Annotated in this window: 15 protein-coding genes; 13 read left to right on the forward strand and 2 right to left on the reverse strand. The window is 46.9% G+C overall.

Annotated features, from left to right (window positions below; all coding sequences use genetic code 11):
- Positions 1-477: 477 nt before the first annotated feature.
- Complete coding sequence (ilvB, locus tag OB236_RS08535) at positions 478-2,208, forward strand: biosynthetic-type acetolactate synthase large subunit (RefSeq protein WP_262683574.1); 1,731 nt, start codon at positions 478-480, stop codon at positions 2,206-2,208.
- Entirely contained in the window at positions 2,205-2,690 is a 486-nt protein-coding gene (ilvN, locus tag OB236_RS08540; RefSeq protein WP_262683575.1) for an acetolactate synthase small subunit, read from the forward strand. Before ilvB ends, ilvN begins: the two co-directional genes overlap by 4 nt.
- Positions 2,691-2,765: 75 nt before the next feature.
- Here the strand turns inward: ilvN and OB236_RS08545 are convergent, their stop codons facing one another.
- On the reverse strand, positions 2,766-3,125 hold the full coding sequence (locus OB236_RS08545) for a winged helix-turn-helix transcriptional regulator (protein ID WP_262683576.1): 360 nt from the start codon (positions 3,123-3,125) through the stop codon (positions 2,766-2,768).
- A gap of 142 nt (positions 3,126-3,267) precedes the next feature.
- Here OB236_RS08545 and OB236_RS08550 point away from each other — a divergent pair, with 142 nt between their 5' ends.
- From OB236_RS08550 to OB236_RS08565, 4 genes are all read left to right on the forward strand, one after another.
- Complete coding sequence (locus OB236_RS08550; RefSeq protein ID WP_262683577.1) at positions 3,268-3,621, forward strand: DoxX family protein; 354 nt, start codon at positions 3,268-3,270, stop codon at positions 3,619-3,621.
- Positions 3,622-3,736: 115 nt separating this feature from the next.
- Positions 3,737-4,180: an RrF2 family transcriptional regulator gene (locus tag OB236_RS08555; protein WP_076236755.1), complete on the forward strand. Its 444-nt coding sequence runs from the start codon at positions 3,737-3,739 to the stop codon at positions 4,178-4,180.
- 141 nt (positions 4,181-4,321) lie between these two features.
- Positions 4,322-4,966, forward strand: coding sequence for a nitroreductase family protein (locus OB236_RS08560; RefSeq protein WP_262683578.1), 645 nt, complete (start codon positions 4,322-4,324; stop codon positions 4,964-4,966).
- A 396-nt stretch (positions 4,967-5,362) separates the two neighbouring features.
- Positions 5,363-6,079, forward strand: a complete 717-nt coding sequence (locus OB236_RS08565) for a maleate cis-trans isomerase family protein (RefSeq protein ID WP_262683579.1) — start codon at positions 5,363-5,365, stop codon at positions 6,077-6,079.
- A gap of 107 nt (positions 6,080-6,186) precedes the next feature.
- On the opposite strand, the gene OB236_RS08570 is transcribed toward OB236_RS08565, so the two are convergent.
- The gene (locus tag OB236_RS08570; protein WP_262683580.1) at positions 6,187-7,170 is read right to left on the reverse strand and encodes a LysR family transcriptional regulator; all 984 of its coding nucleotides are present in this window, start codon (positions 7,168-7,170) and stop codon (positions 6,187-6,189) included.
- A 479-nt stretch (positions 7,171-7,649) separates the two neighbouring features.
- Here OB236_RS08570 and OB236_RS08575 point away from each other — a divergent pair, with 479 nt between their 5' ends.
- From OB236_RS08575 to OB236_RS08605, 7 genes are all read left to right on the forward strand, one after another.
- Positions 7,650-9,086: an amidase gene (locus OB236_RS08575; protein ID WP_262683581.1), complete on the forward strand. Its 1,437-nt coding sequence runs from the start codon at positions 7,650-7,652 to the stop codon at positions 9,084-9,086.
- Positions 9,087-9,142: 56 nt separating this feature from the next.
- Positions 9,143-10,153 carry an ABC transporter permease gene (locus OB236_RS08580; protein WP_262683582.1) on the forward strand — a complete coding sequence of 337 codons (1,011 nt, stop codon included), beginning with the start codon at positions 9,143-9,145 and terminating at the stop codon, positions 10,151-10,153.
- Positions 10,154-10,261: 108 nt separating this feature from the next.
- Positions 10,262-11,080 (forward strand): ABC transporter permease, encoded by an 819-nt coding sequence (locus tag OB236_RS08585; protein WP_262683770.1) that lies wholly within the window; start codon positions 10,262-10,264, stop codon positions 11,078-11,080.
- Between the two features lie 44 nt (positions 11,081-11,124).
- On the forward strand, positions 11,125-12,687 hold the full coding sequence (locus OB236_RS08590; protein ID WP_262683584.1) for an ABC transporter substrate-binding protein: 1,563 nt from the start codon (positions 11,125-11,127) through the stop codon (positions 12,685-12,687).
- 46 nt (positions 12,688-12,733) lie between these two features.
- Entirely contained in the window at positions 12,734-13,711 is a 978-nt protein-coding gene (locus OB236_RS08595; RefSeq protein ID WP_262683585.1) for an ABC transporter ATP-binding protein, read from the forward strand.
- The gene (locus OB236_RS08600; RefSeq protein ID WP_262683587.1) at positions 13,708-14,670 is read left to right on the forward strand and encodes an ABC transporter ATP-binding protein; all 963 of its coding nucleotides are present in this window, start codon (positions 13,708-13,710) and stop codon (positions 14,668-14,670) included. The genes OB236_RS08595 and OB236_RS08600 overlap by 4 nt, the downstream gene beginning before the upstream one ends.
- Before the next feature lie 30 nt (positions 14,671-14,700).
- Positions 14,701-16,089 carry a dihydroorotase gene (locus OB236_RS08605; protein WP_262683588.1) on the forward strand — a complete coding sequence of 463 codons (1,389 nt, stop codon included), beginning with the start codon at positions 14,701-14,703 and terminating at the stop codon, positions 16,087-16,089.
- Positions 16,090-16,101: the final 12 nt, after the last annotated feature.

Below are 16,101 nucleotides of genomic sequence, written 5' to 3' on the forward strand. Positions count from 1 at the left end.
AACCTTACCTCATGAGGCTGGAATCGCAAGATTCTTGGCAAATCAGGGTGGTACCACGAAAAGGTCCCCTTTCGTCCCTATAGGATCGGCAGATGTAATCTGTCGCCTTAGGATGAAAGGGGTTATTTGTATGTACACCATATCAAAGCGAAGAAGAGAAAAAAATACGAAGGCTCTTATGTCCAGAGAGCAGAGGGAACGCTGAAACCTTTGCCATAATCCTTGTATGATGTCGTCTCGGAGCTTTTGCTCGAAAGTTGAACCCAGCTTGGGTTCAATGAGTAGTCTCAAACGGAATGGCACACGTTATCGTGCAGCAGGTAAGGGAAACCTTACCTCATGAGGCCTGGAATCGCAAGATTCTTGGCAAATCAGGGTGGTACCACGAAAAGTTCCCCTTTCGTCCCTATAGGATTGGCAGTTGTAATCTGTCGTCTTAGGATGAGAGGGGTTATTTATATTTAAGGAGGCTGTCGAATGGAAAAAGTATCCAAGTCTACGTACCACTCGCATCAACAAGCACAGGATTTGATAACGGGATCGGAGGTTCTTTTACGCAGCTTGCTATTGGAAGAGGTTGAATGTGTATTTGGCTACCCAGGTGGGAATGTGCTTTACATCTATGATGCGATGGTCGGTAACCCAGACTTTAAACACATTTTGACTCGACATGAGCAAGGAGCTATCCACGCGGCGGACGGTTATGCCCGGTCGACAGGGAAAGTAGGAGTGTGCATCGCCACCTCGGGTCCAGGAGCAACGAACCTGGTAACTGGAATTGCGACTGCCTATTTTGATTCTGTACCTCTCGTGATCATTACGGGCAATGTCCCAACCGCAGTCATGGGGACGGATGCCTTTCAGGAAGCGGATATCATGAGTATTACGATGTCCATAACCAAACACAGCTATTTGGTTCGCGATGTACATGACCTACCCCGCATCATCCATGAAGCCTTTCATATTGCAAACACGGGAAGGAAAGGTCCGGTATTGATCGACATACCCAAAGATGTATCCAATCAAAAAATGATTTTTGATCCATCTAATAACATTAATATACGTGGCTACAGTGAGGTTCCGAGTCCTGATCACAACGAAATAGATCAATTCATTCAGGCTATTGCAGAATCCCAAAGACCGATCATTATAGCTGGCGGTGGGGTCGTTTATTCCAATGCTTCCCAAGAACTGCTGGAGTTCGTGAATATAACGAAAATTCCTGTGACAACCACATTGCTTGGGTTGGGCGGTTTCCCAAGTGCTCATGAATTGTGTCTGGGCATGCCTGGCCATCATGGTACGTATGCGGCGAACACAGCTATCCAGAACGCCGATTTGATCATTTCCATTGGCTCGCGATTTGATGACCGGGTTACGATGAAGCTGGATGGTTTTGCACCACTTGCCCAACGGATTGCCCACATCGATATCGATCCGGCGGAGATTGGTAAGAACATCCATACACATCTTGCCTGTGTCGGCGATATAAAAGCTGTACTGGAATATGCAAATACGAAAGCAATGCCAGCTGAGTCCAGTAGTTGGATCAAGAAAGTCCAGCAAAACAAAATTATGTATCCATTGCGATACAAAGATTCCGATACGGAGCTTAAACCGCAATTTGTTCTTGAAATGATCAATGAGACAACGCAAGGGAATGCGATTATTACGACGGATGTAGGTCAGCACCAAATGTGGGTCGCCCAATTTTATAAATTTCAACATCCCCGCTCGCTTATTACTTCTGGGGGGCTTGGAACTATGGGATTCGGGTTCCCGTCTGCTATAGGTGCTCAGATCGGAAATCCAGACCGGCTTGTGGTTTCTATAAACGGTGACGGTGGCATGCAGATGTGTGCACAAGAGATGGCTATCTGCGCCATTCAACATATTCCTGTCAAAATCGTCGTGATTAACAATCAAGTGTTAGGTATGGTCAAACAGCAGCAGCAAATCATGTACGATGAGCGCTTTAGTCATATTGATCTTGCAGGTAGTCCCAATTTTGTAAAGCTGGCTGAAGCTTATGGAATTAAGGGGTTGAGCGCGAGCAATAAAGAAGATGCTTTACGTATTTGGCAGGAGGCTCTGGAGACGCCTGGACCTGTACTTGTTGAGTTTGTGGTACCAAAGGAAGAGAATGTGTATCCCATGGTACTCCCTGGAACGACCTTAGATCAAATGATAATGGGGGAATTCGAATGATTAATCAACATACCATTTCTGTTCAGGTTAACGATCAACCCGGGGTCCTGCAAAGAGTATCCAGTTTGTTCAGTCGCCGCGGTTTTAATATCGATAGTATCACGGTTGGGGGCAGCGAAGAAGCTGGAATATCACGGATGATTATTGTTACTTCGGGTGATGAACGAACAATTGTTCAGGTTGAAAACCAGCTTTGCAAATTGATCGATGTTATTCAGGTGTTCCATTTAAGTTCCAATCCGATGGTGGCGAGGGAACTCGCCTTTATCAAAGTGAAGACGGAGCCATCCATACGTCCAGAAATCCTTGGCGTTGTCGACACCTTTCGTGCTTCTGTGATTGATATTGGACCGAATAATCTGATCATTCAGGTGGTTGGGGAACTTAGTAAAATCGATGCTATGGTCGAGCTTTTACAACCATACGGTATCCTGGAGTTATCTCGAACGGGTACGACAGCAATGATACGCGGAGACAGATAAAATTTTAGAATTATTTACGTTAAAGACCCCAAAAGGGGTCTTTATGTACGTGGCAGCCGCTCACCTCGATTTTCTTCATTTACTTTCTAATGGTTCCGCTGACTGGTCTTCACCATATAACTCGTCCAAATGAGCGATATGAGCCATTCCCCAGTCATTCATGGCCTGCAATAAAGGGGTCATTCGTTGACCGTATGCCGTAATGGAATATTCAACCTTGGGAGGGATTTGGTGATAAACCTCGCGATGGATGATGTCGTTATACTCTAATTCCCTTAATTGTTGTGTGAGCATTTTTTTTGTGATGTCCGGGATCGATTTGTGAAGTTCGCTAAATCTCATTGTGCCATTTGAAAAAAGGCGAAGTAGGATAACAGGCTTCCACTTCCCAATAAGGATATCTAACGCCGTTTCAAATTTACAATAAGTAGTCATTGAAATTCCTCCGATCCTTTATCTTCCTAAGGTTTATTTTTATATACTATGTTTATTTCAAGTGCCTACTTCCAAATAGTTATCCTACAAAATATTATATACCTAGGCGTTGAAGATGTACAAACAGGGGAGCTAACGAATCATGAATATCGCATTATGGATTGTGCAAGGGATTTTAGCATTAGGATTTATTTTTTCCGGTTGGATGAAGGCGTTTCAGTATGAAAAAGCAAAAGCGTCCTGGCCTTGGGTGAAAGAGGTTTCGAGAGGGTTGGTTTCCTTTATTGGGATAGCAGAATTGCTGGGGGTACTTGGGTTAATTTTGCCTCAAGCGACGAATATCGCACCTGCTTTGACGCCGCTTGCCGCAATCGGGCTTGCCGCAATTGTTCTTTTCGGAGCCGTATTTCATGTTAAGCGTAAAGAATATCAAGAAATTGGCGTGAATATCGTTTTCTTAGCATTAACTGTATTTGTAGCAGTCGGTCGCATGTGAGTTTTTATATAATAAATATTTTCTGCAGAGCCCGTTTGAACAGTTTACCTTGAATGAGACGAGGGGGTTTGCTATAATGCACTCACAATCGCTTTATGAAAGGAGCAGCATACCATTGAAAAAGATAAAGCATACCTGCTCTTCTAATAACAAAGCGTTCGGATTGGCATTGCAGGCTTTGGTTGTATTATCCAAGAATACGAGTCGTTGTCCTAGCAGTGATATCGCCGATTACTTGTGCTCTGAGGCAACGCTAATTCGTCGTATTATGGCTAAGCTGGCGCAAGAAAATATATTGGAGGTCCGAGAAGGACGTGATGGAGGGTACCGACTCAAGCTGCCGCCCGAATCCATTACCTTTGCCGATATTTATTTAGCACTTCAGGTAGAAGATTCTTTAGGTGAGGGGATGCTGGATTCTACAGGAGACCATCCGTGGGGACTACAAATGAATGATGTTTTTTCCGATATGGTTACAGAAATGAAACAGAGTATGCTGGATGTAATGAAACAGTACACGATTGCCGAATTGGCCAACGGACTTATTAAAAGGGATTGACACGAATGATAATGTAACCTATACTGTGTTTAATATCACACAGTTAAATTGCTTGCCTATTTTTTTGACTGAAACTGTGCATATTTTAGCTCAGAATAGATTGCATGAATTATGTATAAAGAGAATCGGAGGCAGAGTGGAATGGAAACCAATGTTCAGCAAGTGCAGGATTTTTATCAAGTCCTCAAAGAAAGGCGTTCTGTGCGTCATTATGACTCCACATTTAAGATTTCAGAGCAGGAACTGACAGATATCTTAACGGAAGCGACCCTTGCACCGTCGGGCGCTAATCTTCAGCCTTGGAAGTTTATTGTATTCAATGATCAGGCTGTAAAAGAAAAACTGCTTCCGATTGCAAACAATCAGATCCAGGTGGTGGAGTCCTCGGCTGTAATTGCGGTTTTGGGCGATTTGGAAGGCTATAAGCAGGCGGAGAAAATCTATGCTTCTGCGGTTGAAGCAGGTTACATGAGTAATGAAATTAAAGAAAATCTGGTAAACAATATTACGGGTTTCTTATCAAAAATGGCCCCGGATCGTCTCAAAAACAGTGTTCTCATTGACTGCGGATTGGTCTCGATGCAGATTATGCTGGTTGCCAAAGCACGCGGCTATGATACCGTTCCGATGGCAGGATTTGATGCAGGTAAATTTATAGAAGCTTTTAACATTTCCGATCGTTATGTTCCGGTCATGCTGATTGCCATCGGAAAGGCAGCGCAGGCAGGTCATCCTACCGTACGTTTGCCGATTGAAGATGTAACGTTCTGGAATGGTATTGCCTAACAACTTGTGAGAGAAACTCCTACTGGTTAACTGGCGGATGAAGCTGTTCAGGATTGCTCTTGAACATTCTAGCATCATCCCTTGTATGGGGGTATAGAAATTAACCCCGTGGGCAGGAAGAACGAAGGAAGTACCTTGGTTCAAAAGCTTGCAAATGGGCATTTGCCCAAATGTCGTAGTTACCTTGTTTCATAGATACAAGCAAAAAGGACCAGTCTCGAAGGACTGGTCCTTTTTGTCAAGCAGTCTTTTCGTTGCCGTTACAGGCAGCGCAGTCGTATCGGAGCATGAACACGATTCTATCTTACACCGATTTTAGTGGATGTATTTATATTTTCTATGACCGTATATCTCTTTCAATGTGCTATATTAGTGTCGTCGAAAGGGAGGAATACTATGAAAAAACTAGGCATGCTGACACCATCCTCGAACACAGTCGTTGAACCATTAACTGTGTCGATGGCTGCTGCATTAAAAGAGGTTTCGGTGCATTTTACCCGTTTCAAATTAACACAAATTTTGTTGGATCAGGAGCTGCGCGGGGAATCCGATACGGAATCATTGCTGAATGCGGCCTCTCTGTTGGCGGATGCAAGTGTCGATGTCATTGCTTATAATGCTACGTCGGGAGGATGGCTGGGTGTTGAATCTGATCAGGAATTATGTGAACAAATAACTAATTTGACTACCATACCCGCTACGACATCGATCCTTGCTCTTCATGAAGCTTTGCGTTTATATGGCATCCGCACGTTTTGTTTGGTGACCCCATTAATGAATGAGGTTACGGAGAAAGTAATTGGCCAATATGCCAGGCACGGTTTGGAATGTACAGGATATCGCAATTTCAATGTGAGACTGAACAAGCTGAGCAGTTCTATTTCGGAGGAGCAGATCATCTCCGCCGTTCAGGATACGTTTGTTCCTGGAACGGGGGCAATCGTATTATCGGGGACCAACATGCGTGCCGCACAGCTGGTAGAATCGCTGGAGGCGCAATATGGCGTTCCTGTATTGGATACGGCGGCAGCAACCTTATGGCAGTCCTTGCGTCTGGCTGGATCGCCTCCGATTCAATTGGAGGGTTGGGGGCGATTGCTGTCAGGCAAGTAGATAAGACAACACGATAAAAGGGCCTTACTGCCCTTTTACCGTGTGAAGTGTACTTGTCAAATATGAATGATGAGTGAACGTGATAAAGCATTTGTGAAGAGCGTGGATTACAATGCTTCTATAGCGAATTGGATGGTCTTGCGGTAAGGAGAGGAAGCAGGATAAATCAGCTGAATGGTTCTGGATGGAAACTCTTTGCCCAGACGTTGAATTTGAAAGGGAACCGATTCATGTCGTAATATGCTTGGCAGCACTCCCGATGGGTAAAGCGATTTAAAAAAATCCATCGTATCATAGATGAAGGAGCTGGGAAAGATAGTGTAGCCAAGTCCATTGGATATCATTTGTAGAATAATGCCGGTATCATTGATTTTACGCAGATCCTTCGGAATGTTACCCAACAGCTTCAGCATCACTTCATTAATAATAGTGCGCAGCGGTTGATTGGAATAAAAAGCAAAAAATGTTTTTTGCAACAAAGTGTTCATGTAATCCAGCTGTCCACTATCCGGAACGTTATCGTCCTTGGGCCCCAGCAGCAGCATCTCATCACATAGGATCGGAATGGATTCCAAACCCTCTCTTTTTTCGAAATACGGCACAATCCCCAAGTCAATATCACCCAATGAAAGCAGATCCAATATCACTTCGTTGGAATCCGACAGCATGTGGTACCTCAGCTCCGGATCAAAGCTGTATAGTTTATGAAAAATCGGCTTGAACATCGTCGAACCAAGTGGGTTGGCAATACCTATTTTTAAATTATCATCATTGCTTGACAATCCCTCGGTATCGTTTTGTTCAGGATGGAGCAGCTTGATTCGATTGATCAGTGTTGAGTTATCTTCGAAATCCCGCATAGCGTTCATTTGCTGGATGGCTTTCGCGGCATGGTGCATAATCGATGCGCCATTTTTGGTAAGATACACCCCGCTGCGCGTCCTTTCCAATATAACAAAACCAAGCTCCTGCTCCAATTTTTGAAGCCGTATCGTTAATGCGGGCTGTGAAAGGTGCAGAACCCGAGAGGCTTTGGAGATACTTTTTTCTCTGACAACAGTAACCAAAGAATGCAAATCCATTAAATCCATAGGGATCATCCTCTTTTCCAAAAGTTACTTTGTCGATGTATCGATAAAGGGTTTGTCATGTCATTATACATCACATGTATCTGTTCTGCAATAAAACAGAAGCAGGAAGCATAGTGATCCCATGCGGCTGATCTGATCGAATAGCGACACCAACATTCAAAATGACGGTTACGAAAAATTATCCCTAATTTACATGGTTTATCTTGGATAAATCAATGATCAGGGGTATTTTTTTGTTTTATAAGTCGTTTACGGAAGCTAAAATAGACAGTTTCACATAGGGCTGCGGGTAGAATGGTTTAAATTTCTAATGTTATATTTAATTTTTCTATTACCTGCCTCACAAATAATTGTGATACATTGTGTTAGAAAACATAACAAATATCTCCCCAAACAATGCTTTAAATTGTACCGTTAGCATCCTGGGAACGTACTTCTAAAGAGATAGTCTGGTTGGAGAAGAGGAGATGCACACGTATATGGAAAAATTATATGCACTAACAGGTTCCGAACAAGCTCGTCTTATCCGTAGTCGCGAGGTTTCACCGGTTGAGCTGGTCAATCAGGTATTTGAACGCATTCATAAGTTAAATCCCGTATTTAACGCTTTTTGTTTATTGGATGAGGATAACGCCAAAAAGACAGCAGCTCTTGCCGAGCAGCAGATCATGAATGGAGAAGAAGTAGGTCCACTGCACGGAGTTCCCGTTTCCGTCAAGGATCTGGTGTTAACCAAAGGAATTCGTACCGCGTTTGGTTCCAAAGCGTTTGAAAACTACATTCCCGACGAGGATGACATTAGCGTAGAACGTTTACGGCAAGCCGGGGCGATCATTATCGGTAAAACGAACGTGCCCGAATTCGGTTATCGCGGTATCAATAAAGTGTTTGGTATTATCCGTAATCCATGGAATACGGATTTGACGCCAGGAGGCTCAAGTGGCGGTTCAGCTGTTGCTGTGGTTACCGGTATGGGATCGTTGACTGTGGGCAGCGATGGCGGTGGATCCATTCGCAATCCGGCAAGCTTGACGGGGGTCTACGGCTTCAAGCCTTCCTTCGGAAGAGTGCCGCTCTACCCGGGCTGCCGCGATCCCAAATTTCCGGGGGGAAGCAGCTGGGAAACGCTGGAAAGTATCGGTCCACTGACGCGTACCGTCGAAGACAGTGCTTTGATGCTTTCGGTCATGAGTGGCCCGAGTCATATGGACCGACACAGCCTTCCCGGCACAGTCGATTATTCAGCCGCTATACAAAACAAAAATATCAAAGGTTTGAGAATCGCCTGGAGTGTGGATATGGGCTATGGGGTTGTCGATCCCGAAGTAAGACGTATTACGATAGAAGCCGTAAAGGTATTTGAACAGCTTGGTTGTCATGTGGAAGAGGTTCACCCGGGAATATCCAATCCGAGCCAGTTCTTTGCAGGCATGATTGCCCGAGATACTGATTTTAAAGGGCTGCGGCAGCTGGCAAAGGAATTCGGTGCGTATATGGATCCTAATTTCTTGAATGTAGTGAATAAGGTATGGACCGATGAGCAATTAACCGATGCTGCGATGCACAGACAGGCGATCAACATTACAATGAGAAGGTTTATGGAAAATTATGATCTGCTTATTGTTCCGACATTATTCGCGCCAGCGTTCAAAGTCGGCATTTACGGACCTGATGAAATCAACGGTCAACAAGTACCTGACAACCATTGGTCTTCGTTCAACTGTTTGGCCAATATGACTGGATTCCCGGCAGCCTCCATGCCAGCAGGCTGGACAACTGATGGACTGCCTGTAGGTGTGCAACTGATCGGCGGGCATTTGGCAGATGATGTCGTATTGCGAGCTTCCAATGCTTTCGAAGAGGCTCATCCATGGCTGCCTTACCTGAACAAGCTGGTGGAACGTTTCGATCAATAGACGATACTGACGGTCTCGCTGGGCTTGAAACCATGTATATAAGAGGGGGTGAATAGATGGTTCACTATATTCTGCGTAGATTATTGTTGATGATTCCAGGATTAATCGGGATTGTGTTCATCACGTTCTTTCTCACCAGAATATTGCCGGGTGATCCTGCAATGATGATGGCGGGAATGGAAGCCCCGATCAGCGTTATTGAAAAAATTCGCCAGGATATGGGGCTGAACGATCCACTGTACAAACAGTTTATTCATTACGTTATGCAATTGCTGCATGGAGATTTTGGTTTTGCCTGGCATACGGGTCACACGGTATGGGATGATTTTAGCAGCAAGTTTCCAGCTACCTTGGAACTGACTATTGCCAGCTTTATAATTGCGCTGCTTATTGCACTGCCCGTTGGCATCATAGCCGCTACAAAAAAGGAATCGATCATAGACCACATTTCCCGTGTCTTTTCGCTGATTGGCTCCTGTGTACCATCATTCTGGCTGGGTCTTATTCTGATATATGTATTTTATTCCAAACTGAATTGGGTGCCTGCACCGCTCGGGAGAATCGGCAGAGATATCAATCCGCCTAGCCATGTAACTGGATTGTATGTGATAGACAGCTTGCTGTCAGGAGACTTTATTGCATTAACTCAAACGTTAACGCATCTGCTTCTTCCCGCTTTCTGTCTCAGTACGGGTACCATGGCAATCATCTCCAGAATGATACGGTCGAGCATGCTGGAGGTCATTAGCCAGGAATTCATACGAACTGCAAGAGCCAAGGGGATTTATGAACGTACCGTTATCCTGAAACATGCGTTCGTCAACGCTTTGCTACCGACACTGACGGTTATCGGAGTGCAATTCGGCCTGTTATTGGGAGGCGCTGTTGTCACCGAAACGATCTTTTCCTGGCCGGGTGTCGGAGGTTATATTACGGAATCGATATTGGCGACCGATTATGCTCCGATCCAGGCGTTTACTCTCATGAGCGCCGTATTAATCAGCCTGACTAATTTGACGGTCGATGTGCTTTACGGATTGCTCGATCCCAGAATCCGTTATGAATAAATGGGCTCAGATAAGGAGGGGACACCCATGAGTAAAACGATATCTTCCGTTTTCATAACACAATCGCCGACAGCCTCTCAACGAAAGGCAGCTGTATCGCTAAGTCTGATGATGCACAACCGGCTCGCCATGGTTGGACTTCTATTTATTGCAGGCTGGATTGTTCTGGCTTTGCTGGCGCCGTTCATTGCTCCTTATGCTCCGAACGAGCCGAATCTGCTGTCCAAGCTGAAACCACCGAGTGCGGAACACTGGTTCGGTACGGATAATTTTGGAAGGGATATTTTTAGCCGCATTTTATACGGGGCTCAGTACACGATCTGGTCGGGAATGGTGGCAGTAGGCATTTCATTTTGCATAGGCGTACCCCTCGGAGGTATAGCGGCCTATTACGGTGGATGGATTGGCAATGTGATTATGAGAGTTATGGACATGTTCCTCGCTTTTCCCGCTCTGGTGCTGGCGATGGCGATAGCCGCTTCTATAGGGCCGGGACTGCTCAGTGCGATGATCGCGGTAAGCGTCGTTGGTATTCCCGAGTATGTGCGTTTGATGTACGGTCAGACCATGCTGCTGCGAGAAAAAGAATTTGTGGAGGCGGGCCGGGCCATTGGCCTGAAAGACTCGATTATATTGTACCGTCATATCCTTCCCAATGCGTTGGCACCCTTGATCGTGCGGGCTACGCTCGGAATAGGTTTTGCCATTCTTATATCGTCGAGCCTCAACTTTCTCGGGCTTGGTGTCAAGGCCCCAACAGCAGAATGGGGCGCAATGATCGCGGAAGGGCGGCGTTACATCACTTCTGGAGAGTGGTGGATCGTATCTTTTCCAGGGCTCGCCATTGCTACATCGATCATGGGGTTTAATCTGCTTGGAGACGGCTTGCGGGATGTGCTTGATCCGCGTCTTCGAACAAGAAGGTAGTACAGGCTTTATCACATAAACAATAAAAGGTGGAGGGAACACACATGAAAAAATGGTTGGTTGGATTGGCAGGTTTACTGTTAGTGGCGAATGTTGGCTGTTCCACAAATGCAAATCAAAACAATGCTTCAGCGTCAGGCGCAGCTGCCAAGGAACAGTCCCTTACGGTAGCCTGGCAAGCCGTAGCCAGCACGCTGGACCCGGTCAATGCTACTTCCGACGTGCTCGCGGTCAATGCTTATGATCGGCTGCTTACTTACGCCGTCAAGCCCGGGGATGGAGATGCTGCAAAGACTTTTGATCTTAAACCCATGCTCGCCAAAAAATGGTCCATATCCGACGATGGTTTGACGTATACGTTCGAACTGCAGGACAATGCCAAATTTCAAAGCGGAAATCCGGTCACGGCTGAATCGGTCATATTTTCACTGGAGCGGATGAGGGATTCGGCAACGGGTGGATTTACTTACAGCTTGGCACAAATCAAAGAGCTCGCAGCCAAAAATGAAAAAACGGTTGTAGTCCAGCTGAAAAAACCGAATCCGATGTTTTTGCAAATGCTCGCTATGTACTGGTTCTCCATTCTTGATGACAAACTGGTCAAAGAAAAGGGCGACAAGTATGTCAACGACCATGCCGTCGGTTCCGGACCTTACCGGATCGAAAAGTGGGACCCTTCGAATGAAGTTATTTTTACAGCCAACAAGGACTACTGGCAGGGAGCACCGAAGGTCGATAAAGTAACGCTTAAATATGTGCAGGAAGCTTCCAATCGCGTCATGCTGTTGCAAAAAGGCGATGTGGATGTGTCTGTAGAGCTTCCACCGAAGGATATGCCGAATTTGAAAAAGGAGCAAGGTCTGAGCGTTCATTCGAACAGCAGCAACCGGATATTGTTCCTTGCTCTCAATGTCAACAAAAAACCGTTTGATAACCTCAAGGTTCGGCAGGCGCTCTCCTATGCGGTTCCCAGCAGCCAATTGATTCACGATGTGATGTACGATGAGGCGCGTCCTATGAAGAGTGCTTTGCCGAGCAACACCCCTGGACATACGGAAGCGGGTTATATCTATGATTATGATTTGGGAAAAGCCAAGCAGCTATTAACCGAGGCGGGTTACCCTGATGGATTCAGCTTTGATCTCACTGTGGGCTCCGGGTATCCCGATTGGAATGATGACGCGGTTATCTTGCAGGCGGAATATGCCAAAATAGGCGTGAAAATGAACATTCAAAATGTGGCTCGTCCACAGTTTCTGGAAATGCAAAAAGAACGCAGTATGTCAGCATACCTGTCCAAATGGACATCCATGGTCTACGATCCAAGCTGGCACTTGGGATTGCTTATGGGCAGCAAGGGTACCGGGAACTTTAACAATTACAATAATCCGAAGGTCGATGCGCTGCTGGGTCAGGCAAATGACGAAAGGGATCAAGCCAAACGCACGGCGTTGTACCAAGAGGCGCAAAAAATCATTACGACCGATGCGCCATGGCTGTACATGTATCAATACAACCGTATCGTAGGCGTCAGCAATAAAGTACAAGGCTACATGTTCTATCCTGATGAATTCATCCGCTTTTTCGACCTGAGCAAAGCCCAGTAGCTGTTTGTTCATTTCAACTGAGAAGAGGGTATGAGGAGGTAATGAAATGAGCGTCCTGCTTGAAGTAGAGGGTCTTAAGACGGAATTTCTAACCCGTAGCGGTTCGGTACGGGTGGTTGACGGAGTGGATTTCGTTTTGCGCAAGGGTGAAACCCTGGGTGTGGTTGGCGAATCAGGCTGCGGCAAAAGCGTCACTTCCATGTCGATTATGGGCCTGCTTCCCAAAGGACAAGGCCGCATAGCGGGAGGGGACGTCCGCTTTCATGGAAAAAGCCTGCTCACACTGTCATCCCGAGAGATGCGGCAGGTCCGTGGTAATCGAATTGCGATGATTTTTCAGGATCCCATGACGTCGTTAAATCCCGTATTTAAAATCGGCTCGCAAATTGCGGAGGCTCTCCGCTTTCATCTGAGCATCAGCAGGAAAGAAGCGTGGAGCCAAGCCGTTGACATGCTGACCAAGGTGGGTATCCCCCGTCCTGAGCGTATTGCGCAGGAATATCCCCATCAGTTGTCGGGAGGGATGCGCCAGCGGGTGATGATTGCGATAGCAATGGCCTGTAATCCCGAGGTACTCATTGCCGATGAGCCAACAACAGCGCTTGACGTGACCATCCAGGCGCAAATTTTGGATTTGATGCGTGATCTTCAGAAGGAGCAGGGGACGGCGATTATGCTGATTACCCATGACTTGGGTGTGGTGGCCGAATCCTGTCAGCGTGTTGTCGTCATGTATGCCGGACAAGTGGTGGAGGAAGCGGAGGTGCGAACGCTGTTCAAGCATCCACGCCACCCTTATACGAAAGGGCTGCTGGCTTCCCTGCCGCAGCTCGCTGGTGAGCGAAAAAGGCTGGACCCTATAGTGGGCAGTGTGCCCAACCTGGGGGAAATGCCCGAAGGCTGCCGCTTTGCTCCGCGCTGCAGCTACCGAACGGAAGCGTGTGTTCAAATAGAGCCCGACTTGATTCAGCTTGAACAAGGTCATAAATGCCGCTGCATTCTGTATCAGGGGGGAAAACCATGAGCACCTTACTCGAAATACGCAATCTAAAAAAACATTATCCGGTTCGCAAGGGGTTCTTCGGTAAACAGGCAGGCGTAGTTAAAGCGGTTGACGGTATATCTTTGAGTATACAGACCGGAGAGACACTGGCGATTGTTGGGGAGTCCGGTTGTGGTAAATCAACAACTGGCCGCTCCATCCTGCGGCTTATCGAGCCGACCGATGGAGAGATTGTATTTGAGGGTGTGGACATTCGCAAGCTATCTCCGGAGCAGATGCGCAATTTTCGGACGAAAATGCAAATCGTCTTTCAGGACCCCTATGCTTCTCTTGATCCGAGGTGGACCGTTCAAAGGACGCTGGAGGAGCCTTTCCGCACTTATGAAAGGTTGTCTGATACGGAGCTTCGCCAGCAGGTGGCGGAGTTGATGGAAGTGGTGGGCCTGTCTCCCTATCATGCGGATCGGTTTCCTCATGAATTTTCAGGAGGTCAGCGCCAACGGATCGGGATTGCACGCGCCTTGGCGCTTAAACCCAAATTCATCGTTTGCGATGAGCCCGTATCTGCGCTCGACGTGTCCATACGAGCTCAGGTGTTGAATCTGATGGAGGACCTGCAGGATCAGTATTCGTTAACATACCTGTTTATTTCCCATGATCTGTCTGTGGTCCGGTTTATTAGTGATCGGGTCGGCGTGATGTACTTGGGCAAACTGGTAGAGCTGGCGCCTACAAAGGAATTGTACGACCAGCCGCTTCACCCCTACACGCAGTCATTGATCTCGGCGCTGCCGGTCCCAGACCCGGATGCCAAAAGGGAGCGGATCATCCTGAGCGGCGATGTACCGAACCCACAGCATCCGCCTGACGGCTGTGCCTTTCATACACGCTGCCCCGCAGCCAAAGCGGAGTGCCGAACTGTAACCCCGCAGTGGAAAGAGGTTTCTCCAGGCCGGAGCGTCGCTTGTCTATTATATTAAACCAAGATCGAATTGAGGGAGAAGAAGAGGATGAACGCTTATCATCTTGTCGTGAGAGGGAGAATTGTGCTCGAAACCGGAGTGATGGAAGGCGAGCTTGGCATTAATGACGGAGTGATTCAAACGATCAGTCCAACTCAACACTTATTAAAGGGAGTGCAGGTGCTTGATTTTGGCAGGTCTTATGTTTTCCCAGGATTGATTGATGCCCACGTGCATTGTTATACGAACCCGGAGGAAGGGTTTCGCAGCAACACGGCTGCTGCCGCCGTCGGGGGGATTACGACCATTCTGGACATGCCATACGATTCGCCTGATCCCATTACCAATGTCGAACGGTTCGAAGCAAAAGTTCAATTGCTGGAAAAGGAATCGCTTGTCGATGTCGCATTATGGGCAAGCATTGCCAAAGGCGGTGCTGAGCAGATCAAGCCGTTGGCTGAAGCTGGGGCCATAGCATTTAAATTATCGACCTTTGAGGCGGACCCTTACCGGTTCCCACGTATCCCCGATGACGAAGTGATCAAGGCCATGATCTTCACGCGTGAAGTGGGAATGGTGATTGCTTTTCATGCCGAGAATGGGGAATTGATCGAAAGCCTCATTGCGGAGTATATAAACCAGGGGCTTGTTGCACCTCGGGCCCACATGGAAACACGGCCTCCAGTCAGCGAATCGGTGGAGGTGCTGAAATTGATGGAATTTGCGTATTGGACAGGCGCCAAGCTGCATATTGTCCATGTTAGCCATCCCCGTACCCTGGAGCTTATTCAATGGTTTCAACAGCAGGGCGTACAGGTAACGGCGGAAACCTGCTACCCTTACGTGTTGATGGATGTGAATGACTTGGAGCGATTGGGTCCCAAAGCCAAGATGAATCCTCCTCTTCGTGAGCGAAGTGACGTTGATCGTATGTGGAATTATGTCAAAGCAGGCGCATTCAACCTGATTTCTTCCGATCATGTTCCTTGGGATCTAAGCAGGAAGGAAGCGGGCAAGGACAATATATTTAGCGCCGCTCCGGGACTGCCAGGTTTGGAAATTATGGCTTCGCTGATTTTTGATTATGGCGTGGCGAGAGGACATCTAACCCCGGTTCAATTCGCGAATCTGTTCTCACATCATCCGGCACAATTATTCCAGATAGCCGCTAAAGGAAAGATTGCCCCTGGTTATGATGCGGATCTTACCGTTATTGATCCTTATGCTGAATGGGAAATTGATGAACGGCAATTTCAAACCAAAGCCAGGATCACCCCCTTCCATGGGCAAAAAGTGCAAGGGAAGGTCATTCATACGATAATTCGCGGATGTACCGTGTATGACGGTAAGCAGATCGTCCAGCAGCCGGGTTTTGGAAAATTTGTAGCAGGCTCAGCTGTGAAGGGAAAGACACGCTCTGATTTTGTTTCCAGATAAATGGTTTTATGT

Source organism: Paenibacillus baimaensis, assembly GCF_025567575.1.